The 25,401-nt window shown below is 72.9% G+C and carries 21 protein-coding genes; 13 read left to right on the top strand and 8 right to left on the bottom strand.

Going from position 1 to position 25,401, the window contains the following annotated elements; all coding sequences use genetic code 11:
• Window positions 1–43: 43 nt before the first annotated feature.
• The 6 genes from K330_RS0113460 (at window position 44) to K330_RS0113435 (ending at window position 7,281) form a co-directional block, all read left to right on the top strand.
• Window positions 44–1,333 (top strand): ABC transporter substrate-binding protein, encoded by a 1,290-nt coding sequence (locus K330_RS0113460; RefSeq protein WP_022922342.1) that lies wholly within the window; start codon window positions 44–46, stop codon window positions 1,331–1,333.
• Window positions 1,330–2,334: a carbohydrate ABC transporter permease gene (locus K330_RS21275; RefSeq protein ID WP_373288755.1), complete on the top strand. Its 1,005-nt coding sequence runs from the start codon at window positions 1,330–1,332 to the stop codon at window positions 2,332–2,334. The genes K330_RS0113460 and K330_RS21275 overlap by 4 nt, the downstream gene beginning before the upstream one ends.
• Window positions 2,331–3,146, top strand: coding sequence for a carbohydrate ABC transporter permease (locus K330_RS21270; protein ID WP_022922340.1), 816 nt, complete (start codon window positions 2,331–2,333; stop codon window positions 3,144–3,146). The genes K330_RS21275 and K330_RS21270 overlap by 4 nt, the downstream gene beginning before the upstream one ends.
• Window positions 3,143–4,591 (top strand): GH1 family beta-glucosidase, encoded by a 1,449-nt coding sequence (locus tag K330_RS0113445; RefSeq protein ID WP_022922339.1) that lies wholly within the window; start codon window positions 3,143–3,145, stop codon window positions 4,589–4,591. The genes K330_RS21270 and K330_RS0113445 overlap by 4 nt, the downstream gene beginning before the upstream one ends.
• Window positions 4,592–4,599: 8 nt before the next feature.
• Window positions 4,600–5,607 carry a LacI family DNA-binding transcriptional regulator gene (locus K330_RS0113440; RefSeq protein WP_022922338.1) on the top strand — a complete coding sequence of 336 codons (1,008 nt, stop codon included), beginning with the start codon at window positions 4,600–4,602 and terminating at the stop codon, window positions 5,605–5,607.
• A 273-nt stretch (window positions 5,608–5,880) separates the two neighbouring features.
• Window positions 5,881–7,281, top strand: a complete 1,401-nt coding sequence (locus K330_RS0113435; RefSeq protein ID WP_022922337.1) for an AGE family epimerase/isomerase — start codon at window positions 5,881–5,883, stop codon at window positions 7,279–7,281.
• 128 nt (window positions 7,282–7,409) lie between these two features.
• Here the strand turns inward: K330_RS0113435 and xylB are convergent, their stop codons facing one another.
• Both xylB and xylA read right to left on the bottom strand, forming a co-directional pair.
• Window positions 7,410–8,846: a xylulokinase gene (xylB, locus tag K330_RS0113430; protein ID WP_022922336.1), complete on the bottom strand. Its 1,437-nt coding sequence runs from the start codon at window positions 8,844–8,846 to the stop codon at window positions 7,410–7,412.
• Between the two features lie 3 nt (window positions 8,847–8,849).
• The gene (gene xylA, locus K330_RS0113425; RefSeq protein ID WP_022922335.1) at window positions 8,850–10,055 is read right to left on the bottom strand and encodes a xylose isomerase; all 1,206 of its coding nucleotides are present in this window, start codon (window positions 10,053–10,055) and stop codon (window positions 8,850–8,852) included.
• Between the two features lie 164 nt (window positions 10,056–10,219).
• Here xylA and K330_RS0113420 point away from each other — a divergent pair, with 164 nt between their 5' ends.
• The 4 genes from K330_RS0113420 (at window position 10,220) to K330_RS0113405 (ending at window position 15,805) form a co-directional block, all read left to right on the top strand.
• Window positions 10,220–11,530 carry an ABC transporter substrate-binding protein gene (locus K330_RS0113420; protein WP_022922334.1) on the top strand — a complete coding sequence of 437 codons (1,311 nt, stop codon included), beginning with the start codon at window positions 10,220–10,222 and terminating at the stop codon, window positions 11,528–11,530.
• Between the two features lie 13 nt (window positions 11,531–11,543).
• Window positions 11,544–12,524 carry a carbohydrate ABC transporter permease gene (locus K330_RS21265; RefSeq protein ID WP_022922333.1) on the top strand — a complete coding sequence of 327 codons (981 nt, stop codon included), beginning with the start codon at window positions 11,544–11,546 and terminating at the stop codon, window positions 12,522–12,524.
• On the top strand, window positions 12,521–13,432 hold the full coding sequence (locus K330_RS0113410) for a carbohydrate ABC transporter permease (protein WP_022922332.1): 912 nt from the start codon (window positions 12,521–12,523) through the stop codon (window positions 13,430–13,432). The genes K330_RS21265 and K330_RS0113410 overlap by 4 nt, the downstream gene beginning before the upstream one ends.
• 81 nt (window positions 13,433–13,513) lie before the next feature.
• Window positions 13,514–15,805, top strand: coding sequence for a beta-xylosidase/alpha-l-arabinosidase (locus tag K330_RS0113405; RefSeq protein ID WP_022922331.1), 2,292 nt, complete (start codon window positions 13,514–13,516; stop codon window positions 15,803–15,805).
• Window positions 15,806–15,824: 19 nt separating this feature from the next.
• Here K330_RS0113405 and K330_RS0113400 read toward each other — a convergent pair whose 3' ends face one another.
• Window positions 15,825–17,384 carry a SulP family inorganic anion transporter gene (locus K330_RS0113400; protein ID WP_022922330.1) on the bottom strand — a complete coding sequence of 520 codons (1,560 nt, stop codon included), beginning with the start codon at window positions 17,382–17,384 and terminating at the stop codon, window positions 15,825–15,827.
• A gap of 185 nt (window positions 17,385–17,569) precedes the next feature.
• Here K330_RS0113400 and K330_RS0113395 point away from each other — a divergent pair, with 185 nt between their 5' ends.
• Both K330_RS0113395 and K330_RS23725 read left to right on the top strand, forming a co-directional pair.
• Window positions 17,570–18,013 carry a MerR family transcriptional regulator gene (locus tag K330_RS0113395; RefSeq protein ID WP_022922329.1) on the top strand — a complete coding sequence of 148 codons (444 nt, stop codon included), beginning with the start codon at window positions 17,570–17,572 and terminating at the stop codon, window positions 18,011–18,013.
• 87 nt (window positions 18,014–18,100) lie between these two features.
• Complete coding sequence (locus K330_RS23725; RefSeq protein ID WP_156875810.1) at window positions 18,101–18,265, top strand: hypothetical protein; 165 nt, start codon at window positions 18,101–18,103, stop codon at window positions 18,263–18,265.
• A 21-nt stretch (window positions 18,266–18,286) separates the two neighbouring features.
• Here the strand turns inward: K330_RS23725 and K330_RS0113385 are convergent, their stop codons facing one another.
• The 5 genes from K330_RS0113385 to K330_RS21260 form a co-directional block, all read right to left on the bottom strand.
• A complete protein-coding gene (locus K330_RS0113385; protein WP_022922328.1) occupies window positions 18,287–18,844 on the bottom strand; it encodes a dihydrofolate reductase family protein in 558 nt (185 codons plus the stop codon).
• A gap of 47 nt (window positions 18,845–18,891) precedes the next feature.
• Complete coding sequence (arfA, locus tag K330_RS0113380; protein WP_022922327.1) at window positions 18,892–20,409, bottom strand: arabinosylfuranosidase ArfA; 1,518 nt, start codon at window positions 20,407–20,409, stop codon at window positions 18,892–18,894.
• A gap of 5 nt (window positions 20,410–20,414) precedes the next feature.
• Entirely contained in the window at window positions 20,415–21,431 is a 1,017-nt protein-coding gene (locus K330_RS0113375) for a LacI family DNA-binding transcriptional regulator (protein ID WP_022922326.1), read from the bottom strand.
• A 68-nt stretch (window positions 21,432–21,499) separates the two neighbouring features.
• Window positions 21,500–22,663 (bottom strand): endo-1,4-beta-xylanase, encoded by a 1,164-nt coding sequence (locus K330_RS0113370; RefSeq protein ID WP_022922325.1) that lies wholly within the window; start codon window positions 22,661–22,663, stop codon window positions 21,500–21,502.
• A 103-nt stretch (window positions 22,664–22,766) separates the two neighbouring features.
• The gene (locus K330_RS21260; protein ID WP_022922324.1) at window positions 22,767–24,086 is read right to left on the bottom strand and encodes an endo-1,4-beta-xylanase; all 1,320 of its coding nucleotides are present in this window, start codon (window positions 24,084–24,086) and stop codon (window positions 22,767–22,769) included.
• A gap of 98 nt (window positions 24,087–24,184) precedes the next feature.
• Here K330_RS21260 and K330_RS0113360 point away from each other — a divergent pair, with 98 nt between their 5' ends.
• The gene (locus K330_RS0113360) at window positions 24,185–25,393 is read left to right on the top strand and encodes an ROK family transcriptional regulator (RefSeq protein ID WP_022922323.1); all 1,209 of its coding nucleotides are present in this window, start codon (window positions 24,185–24,187) and stop codon (window positions 25,391–25,393) included.
• Window positions 25,394–25,401 lie beyond the last annotated feature (8 nt).

The raw sequence follows: 25,401 nt of genomic DNA, 5'->3' as shown, positions 1-25,401 counted from the left end.
CACCGCGGGCCGGCGCTCCAGCCCCACGACAAAGGAGTCAGCAATGACGCGCAGGACGTCCCCCTACCTCATCCTGGCGGCGGCGACCGCCACCAGCCTCGTGCTTGGTGCGTGCGGCGACTCGTCGGACGCCACCGACGAGGAGGCCGCCGGCTCGGGCGGCGAGGTCTCGCTCACCGTCGCCACGTTCAACGAGTTCGGCTACGAGGAGCTGCTGGAGGAGTACGAGGAGCTCAACCCCGGCGTGACGGTCGAGCACGTCAAGGCCGACACCGCTGACAACGCCCGCGCGGCGCTGCGCAACAGCCTGGGTGCCAACTCCGGTGCCGCCGACATCGAGGCGATGGAGGTCGACTGGGTCACCGAGTTCAAGCAGTACCCCGACAAGTTCGCCGACCTGAGCGACCCCGAGGTCGAGGGCCGCTGGCTGGACTGGAAGACCGAGGCCGTGACCCTCGAGGACGGCACGCTCATGGGCTACGGCACCGACATCGGCCCGGAGGCGGTCTGCTACCGCGCCGACCTCTTCGAGGAGGCCGGGCTGCCGACCGACCGCGAGGAGGTGGCCGAGCTGCTCGGGGAGTCGTGGGAGGACTACTTCGCGGCCGGACGCGAGTTCGTCGCCACGTCCGACGCCGCCTGGTACGACTCTGCCGGCGCCCTCTGGCAGGGCATGATCAACCAGGTCGACTTCGTCTACGAGGACGCCGACAACAACGTCGTCGCCACCACCAACCCGCAGGTGCGCGAGCTCTACGACCAGGTCCTGGCCGCGTCCGTCGACGACGAGCTGTCCGCCGGCCTGGGGCAGTGGAGCAGCGACTGGTCCTCGGCCTTCCAGGAGGACGAGTTCGCCACGATGCTCTGCCCCGGCTGGATGCTCGGTGTCATCGAGGGCAACGCCGAGGGCGTGGAGGGCTGGGACATCGCCAACACCTTCCCCGGAGGCGGCGGCAACTGGGGCGGGTCCTACCTGACCGTCCCGGCCCAGGGCGACAACATCGAGGAGGCCACGAAGCTGGCTGCCTGGCTGACCGCGCCCGAGCAGCAGCTCAAGGCCTTCGAGTCCAAGGGCACCTTCCCCAGCCAGGTCGAGGCGCTGGGGTCCGACACCCTGCTCGGCTCGACCAACGCCTTCTTCAACGACGCCCCCACCGGCGAGATCCTCGCCGAGCGGGCCGAGGCCGTGACGATGATGCCGCACAAGGGCCCGAAGTACTTCGAGATCAACACCGCGCTCCAGGACGCCATCACCCGGGTGGACGTCGACGGCACCGACGACCCGGACAGCAGCTGGGACAAGTTCGTCGCGGCCGTGGAGGCGCTGGGCTGACCGTGGGCGCTACGACCACGGCACCACCGGCGGGCGCCCTGCCGCCGCCCCCCGCCCCGGCCCCGACCCCGCAGCCCGGGCGTCGGGGCCGGGGGCGGGCCCGCCTGGCGCGCCTCGACTCGACGGCCTCCCCCTACCTCTACATTGCCCCGTTCTTCCTGCTCTTCATCGTCACCGGGCTCTTCCCGCTGGTCTACACCGGCTGGGTCGCGCTCCACGACTGGGACCAGATCATGGGCAAGGGCGAGTTCGTGGGTATGGAGAACTACGTCGACGTGCTCACGGGCCGGGGCTTCTGGAAGGCGCTGGCCAACACCGTCAGCATCTTCGTCCTCTCCTCGGTCCCGCAGATCATGGCGGCGCTGCTCATCGCCGCGCTGCTGGACCGCAACCTGCGCGCCAGGACCTTCTGGCGCATGGGCGTCCTGCTGCCCTACGTGGTGGCGCCCGTCGCCGTGGCGCTGATCTTCAACAACCTCTTCGCCGACCGCTTCGGCCTCATCAACCTGCTGCTGGAGACCGTCGGCCTCGACCCGGTGCGCTGGCACTCCGACCGGCTGGCCAGCCACGTCGCGATCGCGACCATGGTCAACTTCCGCTGGACCGGCTACAACGCCCTCATCCTGCTGGCGGCCATGCAGGCGATCCCCCGCGACCTCTACGAGCAGGCCGCGATCGACGGGGCCAACGCCTGGCGGCAGTTCTGGTCGGTGACGGTGCCGATGCTGCGGCCCACGATCGTCTTCGTGGTCATCACCTCCACGATCGGCGGCCTGCAGATCTTCGACGAGCCCAAGATGTACGACTCCTTCGGCCGCGGCGGCGCCGACCAGCAGTGGCAGACGCTGACCATCTACCTCTACGAGCTGGGCTGGACCCGCGCCGACTTCGGCATGGCCTCGGCCGTGGCCGTCCTGCTCTTCGGGATCATCGTCGTCTTCGGCGTCGTCAACTTCCTGCTCACCCGGCGCATCGCGCACGACGACGGAGGTCGCCGATGAGACGTCCCGGCTGGATCGTCTACGGGCTGCTCGCGGCCGTCGTGCTCGGCAGCATGTTCCCCCTGCTGTGGTCCGTCGTGGTGGCCAGCCACGACTCCACGGTCCTGGCGCGCGACCGCTTCCCGGTCGTGCCCGGGGGCAACTTCTTCCGCAACGCGGCCACGGTGCTCGACACCGTGCCCTTCTGGCGGGCCACGCTCAACTCCGTCATCGTCTCGACGACCGTGTCGGCCTCGGTGGTCTTCTTCTCCACCCTCGCCGGCTACGCCTTCGCCAAGCTGCGCTTCCGCGGCTCCGGGCCGCTGCTGGTCTTCGTCATCGCCACGATGGCGGTGCCGACCCAGCTCGGCGTCGTCCCGCTCTACCAGGTGATGGCCCGGCTGGGCTGGACCGGAGAGCTCACCGCGGTCATCGTGCCCGGGCTGGTCACCGCCTTCGGGGTGTTCTGGATGACGCAGTACCTCGCGCAGGCCGTGCCGTCCGAGCTCATCGAGGCGGCGCGCGTCGACGGGGCGAGCATGTTCCGCACCTTCTGGCACGTCGGGATCCCGGCCGCCCGACCCGCGGCCTCGATGCTCTTCCTGTTCACCTTCGTCGCCACCTGGACCAACTTCTTCTGGCCCTTCATCGTGCTGGGCCCCCGCAATCCCACCCTGCCCGTGGCCCTGCAGCAGCTGCAGGCCGCCCACTTCGTCGACTACTCGCTGGTGCTGGCCGGGGCCGTCCTCGCGACGATCCCCCTGCTCGTGCTGTTCGTCCTCGCCGGTCGCCAGCTGGTGTCCGGCATCATGCAAGGAGCTGTCAAGCAATGACCGCCGGTCCCTCCCTGTCCTTTCCTCCCGACTTCCTCTGGGGCGCGGCCACGGCCTCCTACCAGATCGAGGGCGCCGGCGCCGCCGACGGCCGCGGCGAGAGCATCTGGGACACCTTCGCCCGCGTCCCCGGCAAGGTGCTCCACGGCCACGACGGGTCGGTCGCCTGCGACCACTACCACCTGTACCCGCAGGACGTGGCGCTGATGCGCGAGCTCAACCTCTCCGCATACCGCTTCTCCCTGGCCTGGCCCAGGATCTTCCCGGACGGGCGCACGCTCAACCGGGCCGGCCTGGACTTCTACTCCCGGCTCGTCGACGAGCTCCTCGCCGCCGGGGTGACGCCCTGGCTGACCCTCTACCACTGGGACCTGCCGCAGGCCCTCGAGGAGGCCGGCGGCTGGCCCGAGCGCGACACCGCCCTGCGGTTCGTCGACTACGCCGCCACCGTGCATGACGCGCTGGGCGACCGGGTGCACTACTGGACCACGCTCAACGAGCCGTGGTGCTCGGCCTTCCTCGGGTATGCCGCCGGCGTGCACGCGCCGGGACGCACCGAGCCGCAGGCGGCGCTGCGGGCGGCCCACCACCTGCTGCTCGGCCACGGCCTGGCCACCCAGGAGCTGCGCCGGCGCGACCCCTCGCTCAGCCTGGGGCTGACGCTCAACTTCACCGACACCCACCCGCTCGACCCCGCCACCGAGCGCGACCAGGACGCCGCCCGGCGCATCGACGGGCTGGCCAACCGCTTCTTCGTCGAGCCGGTCACGCTGGGTGCCTACCCGGCCGACGTGCTGGACGATCTCGGCGACCTGTGGCCGCAGGACCTGGTGCACGACGGCGACCTGGAGGTCATCGCCACGCCGATCGACGTGCTGGGGGTCAACTACTACGCGACCCAGACGGTCACCGCCGGCTGCCCGCCGGAGCGGGCGGCGGTGGCCGCGGCGCAGGCCCGGCGCCACGACCTGCCCTCGCCCTCGGTGGGCTCCGAGCACGTCGTCGGGGTGCGGCGCGGCATACCCGTCTCCGACATGGGTTGGGAGATCTCGCCCGACGGGCTGAGCGACCTGCTGCTGCGGCTGCACAAGGACTACACCGGGCCGCAGGGCGTCCGGCTCGTCGTCACCGAGAACGGTGCGGCCGCCGATGACCGTCCCGACGCCGCGGGCTTCGTGGATGACCGTGACCGGGTCGACTACCTGGACAAGCACCTGCGGGCGGTCCACGACGCCGTGTCGCGCGGCGCCGACGTCGACGGCTACTTCGTCTGGTCGCTGCTGGACAACTTCGAGTGGGCCTGGGGCTACACCAAGCGGTTCGGCATCGTGCGCGTCGACTACGACACCCAGGAGCGGACACCGAAGGCGAGCGCCCGGTGGTATGCCGACGTGGCAGGATCGGGTCTGATCAGCGGTAACGGAGCACAGGCACCGACGACGTGAGGACGTGAGTGAGCGCGCGACGACCACCGACGCTGGAGGACGTCGCGGCCCGGGCCGGGGTCTCGCGGGCCACCGCCTCGCGGGTCGTCAACGACGACCCGCGGGTGCGGGAGTCGGCGCGGGAGGCGGTCACGGCCGCGATCGCCGAGCTGGGCTACCGACCCAACCGGGCGGCCCGGTCCCTCGTGGTCCGCGAGCCCGACTCGGTCGCCGTGCTCGTCCACGAGCCCGACCAGCGGATCTTCGCCGACCCCTTCTTCGGCGGGATGCTGCGCGGCGTCAGCCAGCGGCTCGCCGACACCCCGCTGCAGATGGTGCTGCTCATGGGCGAGCCGGCGCGCGACGCCGCCCGGATGGAGCGCTACCTGCGGGCGGGGCACACCGACGGCGTCATCGTCGTCAGCGCCCACCGCGGTGACGGGCTCATGGCGGCGCTGAGCGAGACCCGGCTGCCGACGGTCTTCGTCGGGCGCCCGCTCACCGAGGGGCCGGCGTTCGCCTACGTCGACGTCGACAACCGTGAGGGCGGCCGGATCGCCGCGCGGCGGCTCATCGAGCGCGGCTGCCGGCGTATCGCCACCATCACCGGGCCCACCGACATGGCGGCCGGCATCGACCGTCTGGCCGGGTGGCGGGACGAGATGACCGCGGCCGGCCTGGCGACCGACGCTGTCGAGCCAGGTGACTTCACCCCGCAGGGCGGCACCGACGCGATGCGCCGGCTGCTGGCCGCGCACCCCGACCTCGACGGGGTCTTCGTCGCCTCCGACCTGATGGCCGCGGCCGCGATGGCCGAGCTGCAGGCCGCCGGCCGGCGGGTGCCGGACGACGTGGCGCTCGTCGGCTTCGACGCCGGCGCCGCGGCATCGATGACCCGGCCGCCGTTGACGACCGTGGCCAACCCCGTCCTGGAGATGGCGGTGCGTGCCACGGAGCTGCTGCTGCGGCTCATGCGCGGCGAGGAGGTCCAGCCGGAGGTGCTGCCGACCCGGCTCGTCGAGGGCGGCACCGCCTGACGGCCTGACCGCCTGACCGCTTGGGGGGCGACGGGCGGCGGCTGCGGCTCCTCGGCGTCCGCAGGGCGACCACCGTGTCCCGGGGAAGTGGCGAGTATGTCGTCATTCCCACGGGACGAGCCGGTGCGGGGCGAGAGGTTCGTGGGCGGGACACCTCGCCGCCTTGGACGGGGCCTTGCGTCGTGAGAGCGCTCTCACGTAGTCTGCCGGGCACAGCAGCCGTCGGGCCCGACCGGTCCGCGGCGCCACCGGTCCGACGACAACGGAGTTCTCATGACCCGCTCGACCCCTCCCGTGCTGGGACGCCGCCTCTTCCTCGCCGCGGCCTCGGTCGGGGCTGCCACGGGTGTCGCCGCCCTCGCCGGGGCCCCCGCCGCCGCCACCCCGGCCACCCCAGCCGACGCGGTCCCGGTGCCGCCGGGCCGCCCGTCGCTACGCTCGGCGGTGGCCTTCCTGGACCGGATGACCGATGCCTACCCGGCGCGGGCCGACCAGCCGCGGCTGCCGCAGAGCTACGCCGACGAGCTGGGCCTGTTCTCGACCTCCTTCGTCTACGACGCCGCGCTGGCGGTCGTGGCGGCCCTGGCGGCCGGCCGCACCGACGTGGCGCGCACCATCGGCGACGGCCTGCTCTTCGCGCAGGACCGCGACCCCGCCCACGCCGACGGGCGGCTGCGGCAGGCCTACAACGTTGGCCCCTACGTCTTCTACGACGGCACCCCCAACCCGCACGGCCTGGTGCTGCCCGGCGGCTCCGCCAACATCGGCTGGCAGTTCGGCTTCCTCGGCACGGCCGTGGGCGACATGGCCTGGCCCGGCATCGCGCTGGTGCAGCTGCATGACGCGACCGGGGAGACGGCATACCTAGAGGGCGCGCAGCGCGTCGCCCGCTGGATCACCGACCGTGCGGTCAACCCGGGGGCGCTGGGTGGCTTCCGCTTCGGTGTGGACGGGGCCGACCGCCCGGTGCCCAACGTCTCGACCGAGCACAACATCGACTGCGTGTCGTTCTTCACGATGCTGCACGAGGTCGACCCAGACTCCGCCTGGCTCGAGGCGTCGGCCCGGGCTCGCGGGCTCGTGGACCGCATGTGGGAGCCGCAGGGCGGGTTCTTCTACACGGGGTCCGACGACGGGCAGACCGTCAACCGCGAGCCGCTGCCGCTGGACCCCCAGACCTGGAGCTGGCTGGCGATGCAGGACGCGCGGTATGCCGCGTCCGTGGACTGGGCGGCGACGGCGCTGGCGACCACGGACACCCCGGGGTCGCCGAACTCCGAGCTGCCGGCCGGGGTGTCGGTCTCCGGCGTGACGTTCAGCTCGGCGAGCCTGACCTCGACAGCGGTCTTCAACGGGCTGCAGGTGGACCCCGACGGCGTGTGGCTGGAGGGGACCGCGCAGCTGGCGGTCGCGCTCGCCGACCGCCGGGCGCCGCGCGACCGGGCGCGGGCCATCGCGCTCCTGGACCAGCTGCGGCTGGCGCAGGCCCGGCTCGGCGGCGGGCAGCACGTCGGGGGTGCGCCGCTCGGCGTCGGCGGTCTGGTCGCGGCGTCCAGCCTGCTCGACTCGGGCTTCGGCTTCGGCTACTTCCAGGTCCAGCACGTGGGCGCGACCGCGTGGTACGTCATGGCTGAGCTCGGCGCCAACCCGATGCTGCGCGGCGGTCTGCGCTAGGCGCGACCTCACGCCGGTCCGGTCCGGCGACCGATGTGCCGTCCTGTCGTGTCACGCCGGTCGCTGCCACGACGGCCGTGACACGACAGAACCGCACGGGGGTCGTCGCTGTGCCGGACGGAAGGACGTCAGCCGGAGGGCCCCGCAACGACACGGTCGAGCACGTGCCCGCGGGCCTCGGCGTAGCGCTCGCGGGCACGGGCACCCCCGTCACCGTCCGCCGGCTCGACCGTCACCAGGCCGGGCAGGGGCCAGTCGGGGGGCCCGGCGGCCTCGCCGCGCAGGACCCACGCGGCCTGGCGGGCGGCCCCGCCGGCGACGTACTCCTCCGGCGGCGGCACGAGGACCGGTGCCCCGAGGACGTCGGCGAGGGCCTGCCGCAGCGACAGCGACCTCGCAGCGCCGCCGACGAGCAGGAAGCGGCGAACCTCCACCCCTTGCGCCACCACGGCGTCCACCGCGTCGGCGAGCAGGCAGGCGACCGACTCGACGGCGGCGCGGGCCAGGTGCTCGGGGGTGGAGGTCCCCAGGGTCAGGCCGTGCAGCGAGCCGGTCGCGGTCGGCAGGTTCGGGGTGCGCTCGCCCTCGAGGTAGGGCACGAGCACGAGCCCGTCGGCCCCGGTCGGGGCCTGCGCCGCGAGGCGGTCGAGCGTGGGCAGGTCGACGCCGAGCAGCCGGGCGGCGGCGTCGAGCACCCGAGCGCCGTTGAGCGTGGCGGCCAGCGGCAGGAACCGCCCGCTGGCGTCGGCGAACCCGCTGACCATGCCGGTCACGTCGGCCGTCGGGTCGTCGGTCACGACGCTGACGACGCCGGAGGTGCCCACGGACAGCACGACGTCGCCCGGCTCCGCACCCAGGCCCAGCGCGGCCGCGGCGTTGTCACCGGCCCCGGGGCCCAGGGGTATGCCGTCCGCCGGGCCGGACCCGGTGCCCGCCTGCTCCGCCGGCCCGAGGACCCGGGGCAGGGCCGCGTCGTGCCCGAGCGTGTCCCGGACCAGCTCGTGCAGGTAGCGCCCCGAGGCGGGGCTCCAGTAGCCGGTGCCGGAGGCGTCGGAGCGGTCGGTGACGAGGTCCTCGAGCCGTCCGGTCCCGCGCAGGCGCCAGGTCAGCCAGTCGTGGGGGAGCGCGACGGCGGCGGTGCGGGCAGCGTGCTCGGGCTCGTGCTCACCGAGCCAGGCGAGCTTGGTCACGGTGTAGGAGGCCACCGGCACCGAGCCCGTCGCGCCGGCCCACCACCGACCCCCGCGCTCCTCGACCAGCCGCTGCGCCTGCGGGGCGGAGCGGGTGTCGTTCCACAGCAGGGCAGGCCGCACGACCTGGCCGTCCTCGTCGAGGGTGACCATGCCGTGCTGCTGCCCGCCGACCGACACCGCCGCGACGTCGTCCAGGCCGCCGGCCATGCCGACCGCCTCGACGAGCGCCTCCCACCACGCGTCGGGGTGCACCTCGGTGCCGTCGGGGTGCGAGGCGCGCCCCGACCGCACGAGCTCACCGCTGTCCGCGTCGCGGACCACGACCTTGCACGACTGGGTGGAGGAGTCGATGCCGGCGACGAGCGGCGCCATGGCTCAGGCGGCTCCGAGCACGTGCCGCAGGGCGAGCTGGTTGAGGCGGACGTGGCCGTAGCCGCGCGGCGCGAGCCGGTCGGACTCCGCGGCGATCTCCAGGCCGAGGTCGCCCTCGGCCTGCAGCAGCGACGCAGCGGACTCGCCCTCGGCCAGGGTCGGCACGGCAAGCTCCTCGATGCCGGAGGCGCGCATGGCCTCCTGCACCTCGGGGTCGGCGCGGAAGGCGCGGGCCCGCTCGGCCAGCAGCAGGTAGGTCTCCATGTTGGCCGCGGCCGAGACCCACACTCCCTCGAGGTCCTCGGTCCGGGAGGGCTTGTAGTCGAAGTGCCGGGGCCCCTCGTAGCGGGGCCCGCCGCTGGGGAAGCCGTTCTCCAGCAGGTCGACGGTGAAGAAGGCCGACATCAGGTCGCCGTGGCCGAAGACCAGGTCCTGGTCGAACTTCGGGCCGTGCTGGCCGTTGAGGTCGATGTGGAACAGCTTGCCCGACCACAGCGCCTGGGCGATGCCGGCCGTGAAGTTGAGCCCGGCCATCTGCTCGTGCCCCACCTCGGGGTTGAGGCCGACGATGTCACCGTGCTCGAGCTGGGCGATGAAGCCGAGCGCGTGACCCACGGTCGGCAGCAGGATGTCACCGCGCGGCTCGTTGGGCTTGGGCTCCAGGGCGATGCGCATGTCGTAACCGCGGTCCTTGATGAAGCCGGCCACGCTGTCCAGCCCCTCGGCGAAGCGGTCCAGTGCCGCGCGGTGGTCCTTGGCGCCGTCGTACTCCATACCCTCGCGGCCGCCCCACATGACGAAGGTGCGCGCGCCCAGCTCGGCGCCGAGCTCGACCTGGCGCAGCACCTTGCGCAGCGCCAGCCGGCGCACCCCGCGGTCGTTGCTCGTCAGGGCGCCGTCCTTGAAGACGGGGTGGGTGAAGGTGTTGGTGGTCACCATCGGCACGGTCAGCCCGGTCTCGTCCAGGGCGGCGCGGAAGCGCCCGATGACGGCGTCGCGCTCCGAGGCGCTCGCGCCCGGGGGGACCAGGTCGTCGTCGTGGAAGGTCACGCCGGAGGCGCCGAGCTCGGCGAGCCGGTGGACGGAGTCGACCGGGTCGATCGGGGCCCGCGTGGCGTCCCCGAAGGGGTCCTGGGCAGACCAGCCGACGGTCCACAGACCGAAGGTGAACTGGACCTGCGAGTATGACGTGGCCGTGGGCGCCGACATGGATCCTCCTTGATTGGTTGTGCCGCAAAACTATAACGGCCGGCGGGGTCGCGCAACCCCTGGACCATCGCAACGAAATCGTTATCGATAACGATTGACACGCGGCGCAACAAACTGGCAGATTCGGTCTGGACGGAACTCACTCAACGCCGAGGAGCACACACATGAACACCATCCGCGCACTGAGCCTGGCGGCCTCGGGCAGCCTCGTCCTGACCCTCGCCGCCTGCGGCGGGAGCAGCAGCGAGGGCGACCAGGGCGGCGGCTCCACCGGCGGTGACGGTGGCACCGCGGAGTCGATCTCCTGGTGGCACAACTCCAACACCGGGGAGGGCCTGGAGTACTACACCCAGCTCGCGGCCGACTTCGAGGAGGAGACCGGGGTCGCCGTCGAGATGGAGGCGATGCAGCACGAGGACATGCTGACCAAGCTCGACGCGGCCTTCCAGGCCGGCGACGCCCCGGACGTCTACATGGAGCGTGGTGGCGGCGAGCTCGCCGACCACGTCGAGGCGGGCCTGACCAGGGACCTGACCGAGGACGCGGCCGAGGAGATCGAGCTGCTCGGCGGCACCGTCCAGGGCTGGACCGTCGACGACCGCGTCTACGCGCTGCCGTTCTCCGTCGGCGTCGTCGGCTTCTGGTACAACACCGAGATGTTCGAGGAGGCCGGGATCACCGAGCCCCCCAGCACCTGGGACGAGATGTACACCGCGATCGACCAGCTCAAGGCCGCCGGCATGGAGCCGATCTCGGTGGGCGCCGGCGACAAGTGGCCGGCGGCGCACTACTGGTACCAGTTCGCCCTGCGCCACTGCGCCGAGGACGTCCTCACCAGCGCCGTGCAGACCCTCGACTTCTCCGACGAGTGCTTCATCAGGGCCGGCGAGGAGGTCGAGAAGCTCGTCGCGGCCGAGCCGTTCAACCGCGGCTTCCTGTCGACCCCGGCACAGTCCGGCCCGACCAGCGCCTCCGGGCTGCTCGCCACCGAGCAGGTCGCGATGGAGATGCAGGGCCACTGGGAGCCCGGCGTGATGGCCGGCCTCACCGAGGACGGCGAGGGCCTGGGCGACAAGCTCGGCTGGTTCCCCTTCCCCGCGGTCGAGGGCGGCCAGGGTGACCAGGAAGCCCAGCTCGGCGGTGGCGACGCCTGGGCCGTGTCGGCCGACGCGCCGCAGGCGGCCGTCGACTTCGTGACCTTCCTGCTCTCCGACGAGGTGCAGCGCGGCTTCGCCGAGCGCGACATGGGCCTGCCGACCAACCCCAACGTCACGGACGCGGTCGCCGACCCGGCCCTGGCGCAGCTGCTCGAGGTCCGCGACAACGCCCCCTACGTCCAGCTCTACTTCGACACCGCCTTCGGCCAGTCGGTGGGTGGCGCGATGAACGACGCGATCGCGCTCATGTTCGCCGGGCAGGCCACGCCGCAGGACATCGTCGACCAGACGCAGTCCGCGGCCGACGCCGAGGGCTGAGCAGCACCGCACGATGACCGCCCTGCCCGTCCCGTCCCGGGGCACGACCCCGCCCGCCGGCCGCGACACGCGGCCGGCGGGCGGCCGCCGCCGCGACTGGCGGATGGCGGCCGAGATCGTCGTCTTCACGGCGCCGGCCCTGCTGCTGTTCGCCGTCTTCGTCGTCTGGCCGATCCTGCGCGCCGTCCAGTTCTCCCTCTACCGCTGGAAGGGCTTCGGCCCGCTGGTGGACTTCGTCGGCCTGCAGAACTACGTCGCCGTCCTGACCGACGAGGTCTTCACCGGCGCGGTGGGCCACAACCTGATCATCGTCGTGGCCTCGATCCTCATCCAGCTGCCGCTGGGTCTGGCCATCGCGCTGCTGCTCAACCGGCGGATGCGCGGGCAGGGGATGCTGCGCACGATCATCTTCGTCCCCTACGTGCTCTCCGAGGTCATCGCCGGCGTCGTCTGGTTCCAGCTGCTGCAGCCGGGCCGCGGCGTCATCGAGGCCATGCTCGGCACGGTCGGTCTCGCGGGCCCCTTCCAGGGCTTCCTGGGCACCCCGTCCCTGGCCCTGCCCACGCTCGTGGTGGTGCTGACCTGGAAGTACGTCGGCCTGGCCGTCCTGCTCTTCCTCGCCGGCCTGCAGGGCGTGCCGGACGAGCTGTCGGAGGCCGCTCAGATCGACGGGGCCTCCTGGTGGCAGACCCAGTGGCGGGTCACGATCCCGCTGCTCGGCCCGACCATCCGGATGTGGGCCTTCTTGTCGATGATTGGCTCGCTGCAGCTCTTCGACATGGTCTGGATCCTCACCGGCGGCGGCCCTGCCAACGCCACGACCACGATGGCGACCTTCCTGGTCAACGAGGGCACGAAGCGGCAGAACTACGGCATCGCCGCCGCCGCCTCGGTCGTCCTGTTCGTCATCGCCCTGCTTATGGCCGTCCTCTACCAACGCTTCGTGCTCCGGCGGGACACCGCCGACGCCGACGTCACCCGGGGGGTCCGATGACCACCACGACCACGCCCACCCCCGTCTCGCGCGACGGCGCCGGCCCGACCGCGGCGAGCGGCGGCACCCGCGCGCCCCGGCAGGGCAGCGGCCGCAGCGAGGGAGGGGTGCTGGTCTACCTCGTCGCCCTCCTCGTCGTGGCGCTCACCCTGGGCCCGGTCCTGTATGCCGTGCTCGGCGGCTTCCGCTCCAACGCCCAGCTGGCCTCCGCCCCGGCGGGCCTGCCCGACCCGTGGGTCTTCGACAACTACCGCAGGGTGCTCACCGAGAGCGCCTTCTGGACCTACGCGGTCAACTCGGTCGCCGTCGCGGCCATCACGACCGTCGTCACGGTCGTCTGCGGGCTGATGGCCGCCTACCCGCTGGCCCGCTACCAGTTCCGCTGGCGCGAGCCGCTGTTCATGGTCTTCGTGGTGGGCCTGCTCTTCCCGGCGACCGTGGCGATCATCCCGCTGTTCATCCTGGTCACCCGCGACCTGGGGATCGGCAACACCTGGTGGGGCGTCGCCCTGCCGCAGGCGGCGTTCGCGCTGCCGATGACGATCGTCATCCTGCGACCCTTCCTCATGGCCATCCCGCGGGAGATGGAGGAGGCCGCGATCGTCGACGGCGCCTCCCGGCTGCAGTTCTTCTGGCGGGTGCTGCTGCCCCTGTCGGCCCCGGGCGCGGTGACGGTGGGCGTGCTCGCCTTCGTCGGCTCGTGGAACGCCTACCTGCTGCCCCTGCTGCTGCTGCGCGGCGACATGAAGACCCTGCCGCTGGGCGTGGCCGACTTCTCCTCGCAGTACTCCTCCGACACCGCCGGCGTCTTCGCCTTCACCACCCTGGCGATGATCCCCGCGCTGATCTTCTTCCTGGCGATGCAGAAGCGCATCGTCAACGGCCTGCAGGGAGCGGTGAAGGGCTGACGCGCCCTCAGCTGCACCGCATACCCCGCCAGCCCCCGACACCAGACCTCTCGACCCCTCCCCGTGGAAGGCGATGCCGCCATGACCGACACCCGCACCGTCGAGGCTCCGGCCGACAACGACGACCACCGGCGCCCGGGCGTGCCCGAGCTGGTCGCCGCGATGACCCTGGAGGAGAAGCTGGCGCAGATCGTCGGCTTCTGGGACAAGGGCGACGGGGACGCGGTGGCCCCGCTGCAGGGTGCGTTCGCCGAGCCCCAGGGCCTCCACGACGTCGCCTCCCAGGGCCTGGGCCACCTGACCCGGGTCTACGGCACCCGCCCGGTCGACCCGGTCGAGCGCGCGCGCTGGCTGTGGGACTTCCAGCGCTGGCTGGTGCGCTCGACGCGGCACGGCATACCGGCGCTGGTGCACGAGGAGTGCCTGACCGGGCTGTCCGCGTGGCGCGCGGCGACCTTCCCGACCCCGCTGGCCTGGGGCGCGACCTGGGACACCGGGCTCGTGCACGAGATGGCGGCCTCGGTGGGGCGCTCGATGCGGCAGCTGGGCGTGCACCAGGGGCTCGCGCCCGTCCTCGACGTCGTGCGCGACCCGCGCTGGGGCCGGGTGGAGGAGGCGATCTCCGAGGACCCCTACCTCGTGGCCACCATCGGCACGGGGTATGTCGAGGGCCTGCAGTCCGAGGGGGTGCACGCGACGCTCAAGCACTTCGTCGGCTACTCCGCCTCGCAGGCGGGCCGCAACTTCGCGCCGGTGCACGCCGGACCGCGCGAGCTCGAGGACGTGCTCATGGTGCCCTTCGAGATGGCCGTGGTCGAGGGTGGCGTGCGCTCGGTCATGCACTCCTACACCGAGATCGACGGCGTGCCCGTCGCCTCCGACCCGACGCTGCTCACCGGCGTGCTGCGCGAGCGGTGGGGCTTCGACGGCACCGTGGTGGCCGACTACTTCGGCGTCGCCTTCCTGCAGCTGCTGCACCACGTCGCGGCCGACCTCGGGCAGGCCGCCGGCCAGGCGCTGCTCGCCGGCGTCGACATCGAGCTGCCGACCGGCGACGCCTACCTGGCGCCGCTGGCCGAGGCGGTCCGCTCCGGCGCCGTGGACGAGGCGCTCGTCGACCGGGCCTGCACCCGGGCCCTGCGGCAGAAGGAGGAGCTCGGCCTGCTCGGCGCCACCTTCGAGGACGAGCCGCCCGCCGCCGTCGAGCTGGACGGGCCCGAGCACCGGGCGCTCGCGGCCCGGCTGGCCGAGGAGTCGGTCGTGCTGCTGTCCAACGACGGCACGCTGCCCCTGACGGCGCCGGGGAGGGTGGCCGTCATCGGACCGAACGCCGACCGGCTGGCCGCGCTCTTCGGCTGCTACTCCTTCGTCAACCACGTCATCCCGCAGCACCCGCAGACCGACCCCGGGATCGTCGCCCCGACGGTCCGCGAGGCGCTGCTGCAGGAGTGGCCGGAGGCCGAGCTGCGCCACGAGTGGGGCTGCGACGTCGACTCCGAGGACGTCTCGGGCCTGCAGGACGCGGCGGCCGCGGCGGCCGGGTCCGACGTGGCGGTCGTCGTCGTGGGGGACTCCTCCGGCCTCTTCGGCCGGGCCACCTCGGGAGAGGGCTGCGACCGCGACGACCTGGAGCTGCCCGGCGTCCAGCGCCGGCTGGTCGAGGCCGTCGCTGCGACGGGCACGCCGGTGGTGCTGGTCCTGCTCACCGGCCGCCCCTACGCCGTCGACTGGGCGCTGGGGTCGTGCGCCGCCGTGGTCCAGGCCTTCTTCCCCGGCGAGGAGGGCGCGGGCGCCGTCGCCGGGGTGCTCTCGGGACGGGTGAACCCCTCGGGCCACCTGCCCGTCAGCATCCCGCGCTCGGCCGGCAGCCAGCCCTACACCTACCTGCACCCGCCGCTGGGCGGCGACACCGACGTCACCAACCTCTCCAGCCGGCCGGCGCTGCCGTTCGGGCACGGCCTGTCCTACACGACCTTCGGGCTGGACGACCTGCGGGTCGGCGCCGGCTCCACGGCCGACGACGTCGAGGTGCAGGTCCGGGTGACCAACACGGGCGGGCGTGCGGGTGACGACGTCGTCCAGGTCTACGCGCGCGACCTCGTCGCGTCGGTCACCCGGCCGGTCGCCCAGCTCGTGGGCTACGCCCGCGTCAGGCTGGAGGCGGGGGAGGCGCGCACGCTGGCCCTGCGCGTGCCACCCTCGCGGCTGTCCTTCACCGGGCGGGACGGCCGCCGGGTCGTCGAGCCCGGCGACGTGGAGATCTGGGTCGGGGAGTCGGTCGCCGACCGGCGCCTCGTGCAGACCGTCACGCTCACCGGCGACGTCCACGAGGTGGGCCTGCACGACCCGCGCCGCACGACGGTGAGCACCTAGAGCCGGACGTGCGCGGGCCTCAGTGGCCGTCGCCGAGGCGACCCGTCAGCAGCTCGTGGCGTGCCGCCGAGGACCAGTTGAGGCCGCGGATCTCGACCTCCTTGCCCAGGCGGGCGTACTTGGTCTGCACCGCGTCCAGCGCGGCGACCGTCGAGGCGTCCCAGACGTGGCTGTCGGTCAGGTCGATGACGACGCGGGACGGGTCGCCGGCGTAGTCGAACTGGTAGACGAGGTCGTTGCTCGTGGCGAAGAAGAGCTCGCCGGACACCTTGTAGGTGCGCACGTCGGGCTCGCCGTCCCCGTCGACGTCGACCTCCTCGACCCGGTCCACCGACGCGAAGTGGGCCACGCGCCGGGCGAAGAGGATGATCGCGGCGTTGACGCCGACGATCACCCCGTAGGCCAGGTTGTGGGTCAGCACCGTCACGACGACGGTGAGCAGCATGACGAGGTTCTCGCCGTGCGGCATCCGCCGCAGCGTGGCCGGCTGGATGCTGTGCCAGTCGAAGGTCGCCACCGAGACCATGATCATCACGGCGACCAGCGCCGCCATGGGGATCATCCCGACCGCCGGCCCCGCGCCCAGGACGAGGGCCAGCAGGAAGACGCCGGCGAGGAACGTCGAGATCCGGGTGCGTGCGCCGGAGACCTTCACGTTGATCATCGTCTGGCCGATCATCGCGCAGCCGCCCATGCCGCCGAAGAGGCCGGAGGCCATGTTGGCCACGCCCTGGCCCCAGCTCTCGCGGGTCTTGTCCGAGTGGGTGTCGGTGATGCCGTCGACGAGCTTGGCCGTCATCAGCGACTCCAGCAGGCCGACCAGCGCCATCGCCAGGGCGTAGGGGCCGATGATCTGCAGGGTCTCCACGGTCAGCGGCACGTCGGGGACGAGCAGCTCGGGCAGCGACGTGGGCAGCTCGCCCTGGTCGGAGACGTCCGGCAGCTGCCAGCCGGCGGCCCAGACCAGGGCGGTGATCACCACGATCGCGACCAGCGGGGCGGGGACGACGGTGGTCAGACGGGGCAGGCCGACCATGATCGCCAGCCCGAGGGCCACCATGGGGTAGACCAGCCACGGCACCCCGAGCAGGTAGGGCAGCTGCGCGGTGAAGATGAGGATCGCCAGGGCGTTGACGAAGCCGACCATGACCATCCGCGGGATGAAGCGCATCAGCTTGGCCACCCCCAGCACGGCCAGCACGACCTGCAGCACCCCGGCGAGGATCACCGTCGCCAGGAAGTAGTCGATCCCGTGCTCGCGGGCGACCGGGGCGATGACCAGGGCCACGGCTCCGGTGGCCGCCGAGATCATCGCCGGGCGCCCGCCGACGAACGCGATCGTGACCGCCATGACGAAGCTGGAGAAGAGCCCCAGGCGCGGGTCGACACCGGCGATGATCGAGAAGGAGATCGCCTCGGGGATCAGCGCGAGCGCGACGACCAGGCCGGCGAGCACCTCGGTCCGCAGCCGCCGCGGGTTGCGCAGGGCCGCCAGGGTGGAGGTCTCCCGCTCGCCCGCCTCGGGCACCACCGGGGTATGCGGCTCGACCGGCGCCGGGGTCGTGGTCGGCTCGGGCATGGGGGCTCCTTCGCAGCAGGGCAGGGTGCGGGGGTATGACGTGACGTCGTCGGGAGGCCTGCGCCGCGGGCCGCGCCGGGCCGGAGGGGGGCGGCCGTCCGCCGCCACGCCCAGCGGGCAACCCTACCGGAACGTCAGAGTTGCTGTCACATCCGCCGCGCGGCTCGGCGGTAGCCTGCTGACCCATGGTCACAGCCGAGGACCCGCCCGGGCGCGCGGACGAGACGCCGGCCCTGCGGCACATCGGCGAGGTGGCTGAGCTCACCGGCCTGTCGCACCGCACGATCCGCTACTACGAGGAGATGGGCCTCGTCAGCCCCGCGGCGCGCACCGACGGGGGCTTTCGTCTCTACGACCAGGCGAGACTCGACCGGCTGCGGCTGATCACGCCGATGAAGCCGCTGGGCTACTCCATCGAGGAGATCCGCGATCTGCTGGGGGCGCTGGACGCCCTGTCGGACCAGGCGACCGAGGAGGAGGGCCGCGCGCACGCACGGGCGGTGCTTCGACGGTCGCACCACGAGACCCAGCTGCGCATCGCGGAGCTTCGGACCCAGATCACCCGCGCCGAGCAGTTCCTGCGTCTCGTGGACGAGCAGCTGGGCGCGACCGGGACACCGAAGGCCTGACGACCGTCGACGCGGCTCACCCGGCGCTCGCCCCTGAGCAGGGTTAGCGTCGAGGGTCCATCCGAACCCGATCGAAGGAGAAGCATTATGGGTCTGTTGTCAGGACTGCTCAACCGTGCAGCAGGAACGTCCCGGCGCGGCGCCACCGGCGGGGCGACCGTCGGCCGCGGGGTCGGCACCACCGGCACCGCACGTGGCGCCGGGGTCGGCGGGATGCTCAGCCGGCTGCTCCGGGGAAGCCGCAGGTTCTAGGACGGGCTGCTCCGCGGTGCCTCACCGCGCCCGGTAGCGCGTCCAGACCAGGCCGGTGGGGAAGGTGCGGTGGTCGACCAGCTCGAGGTCGAGGCGGACGCCGTCGGGGAAGAAGCGCGTGCCGCCGCCCACCACGCTGGTGGTGACGAAGAGGTGGTACTCGTCGACCAGGCCCGCCGAGATCGCCTGGGCCGCCAGGGTCGGGCCGTCGACGGTCAGGTCGTGGTCGCACCGGGCCTTGAGCCGTCGCACCGCCTCGGGGTCGAAGGACCGCTCGATCCTGGTGCGGGCGCTGGAGGGCTCCTGCAGCGTCGTCGACCAGACGATCTTGTCCGCCGCCTGCCAGTCGCGGGCGTAGTCCACGACGAAGGCGGGGGCGTCGGGCTCGGTGTGGGCGGTCTCCCAGTAGACCATCGTCTCGTACATCCGCCGGCCGTAGAGGAAGGTGCGCACCGGCCGGAAGAGGTCACCGACGAAGGTGTGCACCTCCTCGTCCTGGGCCCCCAGGCCGATGTCGCCCTCCGCCGCCGTCACGTAGCCGTCGAGCGAGGTGACCATCGAGTAGATGAGCTGTCCCATGGGAGCTGTGACCCTCCGTCCGCCCCGGACTCACCGGTGGCCGACGCTCAGCCGTCCACCTGCAGCACGAACATGCTCCACGACGCCGGCGGCAGCTGGGCCACCAGCTCGCCGTCGACGACCGCCGCGTGGGGGTGCTCCCGCGGCTCGACCCGGTGGGGGTCGTCCTGGGTGTTGGTGGCGGTCAGGTCGTCGTCGGTCAGCACGACAGCCTCGAGGAGCGTCCCGCCGCCGAAGCCGCGCAGCCCCGTGGTCAGGGCCACCGGCTCGGAGGGGTGCCGGTTGACGACGAGCACGGTCAGGCGCCGCTCGTCGACGTCGTGCGTGGCGACGGCGTCGAGGACCGGCACCTCGCCATACCTCTGCGTCGTCAGGGCCGGGGCGGTGAGGCGCAGGTCGAGCACTGTGCCGGTGGCGTGCCGCGCGGTGAGGGCGAAGGGGTGGAACGTCGCCTGCCGCCAGGCGGGCCCGCCGGGCTCGGTGCGGATCAGCGAGAGGGTGTTGACGAGCTGGGCCTGCGAGGCGGCGGTGACCCGGTCGGCGTGGCGCAGCAGCGTGATGAGCAGCGAGCCGACGACCACGGCGTCGAGGACGGTGTAGGCGTCCTCGCTGCGTCGCGGGGCGACCTGCCATTCGCTGGTCGGCGCCACCTCCTGCGCCTGCCACTCCTGCAGGTACCAGACGTTCCACTCGTCGAAGGAGATGTCGATCCGCCGGTCCGAGCCGAGCCGCGCGCCGACGTGGTCGACCGTGGCGACGACCTGGTCGATGAACCGGTCCATGTCGACGGAGGACGCCAGGAAGCTGGCCCGGTCGTCGCCGTGCAGCTGGTAGTAGGCGTGCGCCGAGACGTAGTCGACCACGTCGTGGGCGTGCTCCAGGACGGTGGCCTCCCACGCCCCGAAGGTGGGCATGTCACGGCTCGAGGACCCGCACGCGACGAGCTCGAGGTCGGGGTCGAGCTGGCGCATCGCGCGGGCGGTCTCCGCGGCGAGCCGACCGTACTCCTGGGCGGTCTTGTGGCCGAGCTGCCACGGCCCGTCCATCTCGTTGCCCAGGCACCACAGGCGTATGCCGTGCGGCTGCGGCGACCCGTGCGCCACGCGCAGGTCGGACAGGGTGGTGCCGCCGGGGTGGTTGGCGTACTCGAGGAGGTCGAGCGCCTCCTGGACGCCGCGGGTGCCCAGGTTGACCGCCATCATCGGCTCGACCCCCGCCCGCGCGGCCCAGCGCACGAACTCGTCGAGCCCGAAGGCGTTGGTCTCCACCGTGCGCCAGGCCGGGTCCAGCCGGGTCGGTCGCCGCTCGGCGGGGCCGACGCCGTCCTCCCACCGGTAGCCGGAGACGAAGTTGCCTCCCGGGTAGCGCACGGTCGTCACGCCCAGCTCGCGGACGAGGTCGAGCACGTCACCGCGGAAGCCGTCGTCGTCGGCGCTCGGGTGGCCGGGCTCGTAGATGCCGGTGTAGACGCACCGGCCCATGTGCTCGACGAAGGAGCCGAACAGCCGGCGGCCGACCGGGGCCACGACGAAGGCGGGGTCGACCGCCGCCCGTGCCTGCTGCATAGGTCTCAGTCCTTCGAGGGGTGCGGTGGGGCGGTGGAGGCCCGCTCCACGAGCCGGGTGTCCATGCGGATGTGCGTCTGCTCCAGCTCCTCGCCGGCCAGCAGCCGCAGCAGCATGCCCAGCGCCGTGCGCCCGATCTCGCGCAGCGGCTGGGCCACGGTCGTCAGGGCCGGCTCGGCGACCGCCGACTCCGGGACGTTGTCGAAGCCGACCACCGAGAGGTCCCCGGGCACGGCCAGCCCGAGCTCGCGGGCGACCTCCATGGTCCGGATCGCCATGAGGTCGTTGGCGGCGAAGACCGCGGTGGGTCGGTCGCGCCGGTCGAGGATGAGGTGGGCGGGGCCGACGGCCGACTCGGCCCGGTAGGAGCCGGTGGCCAGCAGGGTCTCGTCGACCTCGAGGCCGGCGGTCGCCATCGCCGAGCGGAAGCCCTGCTCGCGCAGCTTGGCCGACTCGAGGTCCTCACGGCCGCGGATCATGCCGATCCTGGTGTGCCCCAGCGCGATCAGGTGCTCGACGGCGGACCGGGCGCCGCCGACGTTGTCGGAGTCGACGGTCGGCACGTCGTGGCTGCCGGTGTGCGGGTCGATCGCCACCACCGGCATCGCCGCACCGGGCTCGACCACGGTCGGGGTGACGATGATCGCCCCGTCGAGCAGCGTGCCCCCGAGCCGGCGCAGCGAGCGACGCTCCCACCCGACGGTCTCGCCGTGGGTGGCGCCGGCGAAGGCGAGCAGCTCGTAGTCGGTGTCCGCCATCGCGCTGGAGACGCCCTTGAGCAGCTCGGTGCTGAACGGCTCGAACTCGGCGACCAGCACCCCGAGGATCCCGGTGCGCGAGCTGCGCAGGCTGCGGGCCAGCAGGCTCGTCTCGTAGCCGAGGTCGGCGATGACCTGGTGCACGCGCGCGGTGGTGGCGGCGGACACGCCGTACCTGCCGTTGACGACCTTGGAGACGGTCGCGACGGAGACCCCGGCCTGCCGTGCGACGTCCTCCATCCGCACGCGACCGCCGCTCACCATGGCGCCATTATCGACGGGGTCGCGGCGGGACCTGCTCAGGGCAGGTCCCGCCGCGAGTCGTCCGAGCCTCAGCGGCCCGAACGCGGGGAGACGCCGGGCGTCGCCTCGCGCAGGGACTCGAGCATCGCGTGGTAGGCGGGCTTGGGGTCGAGATCGTCGGTGAAGATCGTCGCCCACTCCTCCCCGGGGAAGACGTCGGGCACCCACGAGCTGGCGTCCGGGAAGCCCCAGACCGTGAACGACGTGCACGACGGCACGGCCAGGCAGGCCTCGAGCATGGCGTCGTGCCGCTCGGCGTGCAGGGTGACCTGCTCCGGCGTCGGACCGTCCTGGCCCTCCGGGATCGGGACGCGCACGTCCGCCTCGGTGACGGCCACGTCCAGGCCGAGGGCGGCGAAGCGCTCGAAGTTGGCCTGCATCGAGTCGTCGAAGCCGTACATCAGGCTCAGGTGGCCCTGGCTGCCCATGCCGTGCAGCGGCACGCCGTCGGCCAGCAGCTCCTGGGCCAGCGCGTAGTAGGCGTCGGTCTTGGTGTTGACCCCCTCGGCGTTGTAGTCGTTGAGGAACAGGCGCGCCTGCGGGTCCGCCTCGTGCGCCCAGCGGAAGGTGTCGCCGATCAGGGCGACCGGGTCCTCGGAGCAGGCGGCCAGGAAGGGGTTGGCCTCGGTGCGCAGCCGCACGCCGCCCTCGTCCCAGTCGTCCTGGAAGATCTCGTTGGCGACGTCCCACTCGTAGATCTCGCCGGCGTAGCGTCCGACGACCGTGCGGACGTGGTCCTCGAGGACGTCGCGCGCCTCCTCGCAGGTCCAGTCCGCGGCCGCGTCGCTCACCCACTGGGGGTTCTGGCTGTGCCACAGCAGGGTGTGGCCGCGCACCTCCTGGTTGTTGGCGCGGGCGAACTCCACGATCGCGTCCGCGCCGCTGAAGTGGTAGACCCCCGGCTCGGGGTGGATCTCGGCCCACTTCATGTCGTTCTCGGGCGTGATCGAGCCGAACTCGCGGGCGAGCACCCGCTGGTGCTCGGTCGGGTCCAACCGGTCGTAGCCCAGCAGGTCACGCTGGCCCCAGACGGCGCTGCCGATCTGCAGGTCCTTGGGCGCCTGGCGGCGCAGCGTGTCCTGGTGGCCGCGGGCGTGGTCCGGCGGGGCCGCGGTCGCGGCCGGGGCGAGGGTGCCGGCGGCCAGGGTGGTGCCGGCGGCGGCCAGCAGGAGGGAACGGGTCAGGTGTCGCACTTTCTTCTCCTTCATTGGGTGTGGGGCAGGAGTGGTCGGGTGCACGGGCGGGGGAAGGTCTCTGAGGGGTGGGGTCTCGGACGCAAGGGCCGAGGTATGGCGTTCAGGCGGGGGCGGGCGCGCCCACGTGCGCGGTCAGGCGCTCGGTGCCGGGGGTGAGGTGGACCTCGGCGCAGCGGCCGTCCGGCAGGCGCACGGCATACCGGCCGAGCCACCCGGTGAGGGGCAGGCGGCCGTCGCCGTCGGTGCGCACGGTGGTGGGGGAGAGCCACCACTCCTGCCGGACGAGGCGACGCAGCGTGTCGTAGGCGGGCTTGGGGGTGCCGTCGGGCCGGACCAGCCCGGCGGGCGCGTGCAGCCAGGCAAAGCGGTCCCACAGCCCCCACCAGGTGATCGACTCCACGCTCGGGTGGGACAGCACGGTGCGGTAGTGCCGCTCGAGCTCCTCGGCCTGCCGGGCCTCGCCCTCGGGGGTGCTGGGCCAGCCGCCGGGCTCGACGACGTGGTCGTTGAGGTCCTCGACGTGCGCCGGCATGAGGTCCCCGGAGACCAGCGTGGTCTCGGTCAGGTGCAGCGGCAGGCCGTAGCGGGATAACCGCTCCAGCACCTCGAGGGTCTTCTCCTCGCCCCACCAGCCCTGGTGCATGTGGCTCTGCAGGCCCAGCGCGTCGACCTGCACCCCGGCCTCGAGGACACCCTCGACGAGGGTGTCGTAGGCGGTGGACATGTCGAAGTCGTTGAGCAGCAGGGTGGCCGAGGGGTTGGCGGCGCGGGCGGTCTCGAAGGCCAGGCGGGTGATCCCGATGCGCCCCAGCCGTCGGGCGAGCGGGGTGATGGCGTTGTCCTCCGCGGTGAAGACCGGCATGATCACCACCTCGTTGATCGCGTCCCAGGTGTCGATGAGACCGGTGAACGCGGTGACCTCGCGGGTGATCCGCCCGCGCAGCAGCCGCTCGACCTCCTCCAGGTCGCGGCCGCGCAGCCACGGCGGCGCCAGGGTGTGCCAGGCCAGGGGGTGGCCCTTGAGCCGGACCCCGCGCCCGGCGAACCACTGCGCGCCCCGGCGCAGCCGGTCGGTCTGCGGCGCGCCCTCCTCCGGCTCGTGCTGGCCCCAGTAGAACGGCAGCGTCGCGGTGTTGAAGAGCTCGAGCCACTGCGCCGCCATGACCTCGCGCTCAGCGTCGCTGACAGGGTCCTCCTCCGCCGCTGCGGGGGAGGACGGCAGCAGCTCGAAGCCGATGCAGCCGAAGCCGAACGCGTGGTCGACCTGCTCGGCCACGACGTCGGTCTCCGCCAGCGGGTGCCCGTCGGCGTCGCGGACCTCGACCAGCGTCGAGGCGGTCCGGTGCGCGAGAGCGGGGTCGGGCCGGGGAGAGGTGAGCGGGAAGGGGGCCTGAGCAGGGTGCAGCGACGCCGTCGCCATGGGTGCCTCCGTCGTTGGTTGCGCCACAAAACTATCGCCAGAAAACTAACCCGGGTCGTGGTCCCGCGCAACCCCACCCGGTGCGTAGGCTGGAGCCCATGCACCCCCTCGCCGCCGCGGCCTCACCGGGCGTCGTCCTCGCCCACCAGTCGACGCTGCGCGAGACCAACCTCGCGGTCGTGCTCCGCTGCGTGTGCGCCTCGGAGGAGCCGGTGTCCCGGGCGGGGGTCGCGGCGGCGACCGGTCTGACCCGCTCCACCGTCTCGCGCCTGGTCGACGAGCTGGTGGCCGGCGGCCTCGTCGAGGAGGGCACGGCCCAGCTGGCCGGCCCGGGTCGCCCGGCCACGCCGCTGCGACCCACCGGGCGCATCTGCGCCGTGGGGCTGCAGGTCAACGCCGCGCACGTGGCGGCCCGGCTGCTGGACCTGCGCGGCCGGGTGGTGGCCGAGGCCCGCTCCGAGCCCGACCTCGTGGGGTCCGAGCCCGCGGCCGCCCTGCAGCTGCTCGGGGTGCACCTGGCCCAGGTCCTCGCGCAGACCCCCGAGGGCGGCCGGGTCGTCGGCGCCGGGCTGGCCCTGCCGGGCGTCGTCGACGGCTCGGGCGAGCGGCTGCTGCGCGCGCCCAACCTCGGCTGGCAGGACCTCTCACCCGCCGCGGGCCTGCGCGAGCAGCTGCACGGCATACCCCTGAGCCTGGGCAACGAGGCCAACCTCGCCGCGCACGCCTTCGCCCAGCCGGCGCCCGGGCGGCAGGGGCGCTCGAGCCACTTCGTCTACGTCTCCGGCGAGATCGGCATCGGCGGGGCCGTGGTCACCGATGCCCGCGTGCAGTCGGGCCTGCACGGCTTCGCCGGCGAGATCGGGCACATGCCCTTCCGCCCGGGCGGGGACCCCTGCCCCTGCGGGTCCGACGGGTGCCTGGAGCGGTATGCCGGACGCCTGGCCATGACCCGTCGCGCCGGGCTGCCGCCGGCCACCACCCTGGCCGAGCTCGGCCGCCTGGCCGAGGAGGGGCACACCGGCAGCCGGGAGGCGATCGACCTGGCCGCCGAGGCGCTGGGCGTCGTCCTCGCCGGCGTCGTCAACCTCCTCGACGTGCCCACGATCGTGCTCGGCGGCGAGATCGGTGACCTCGCCGACCGCATCACCCCCACGGTCGAGGCGCGGCTGCGCGCCCGGGTGATGGCCGCCCCGTGGATGCCGCTGGAGGTCGTCCAGGACACCGACGACGTCGCCGGCGCCACCGGCGGCGCGCTGCTGCACCTGACCCGTGTCGTGACCAGCCCCGTCGCCTTCCTGGCGACCTGAGGAGGAGC

The sequence above is a fragment of the Ornithinimicrobium pekingense DSM 21552 genome, assembly GCF_000421185.1.
Lineage (GTDB): Bacteria > Actinomycetota > Actinomycetes > Actinomycetales > Dermatophilaceae > Ornithinicoccus > Ornithinicoccus pekingensis.
The sequence above is the reverse complement of the archived record's forward strand: the minus strand, read 5'-3'. Positions and strand labels throughout refer to the sequence as shown.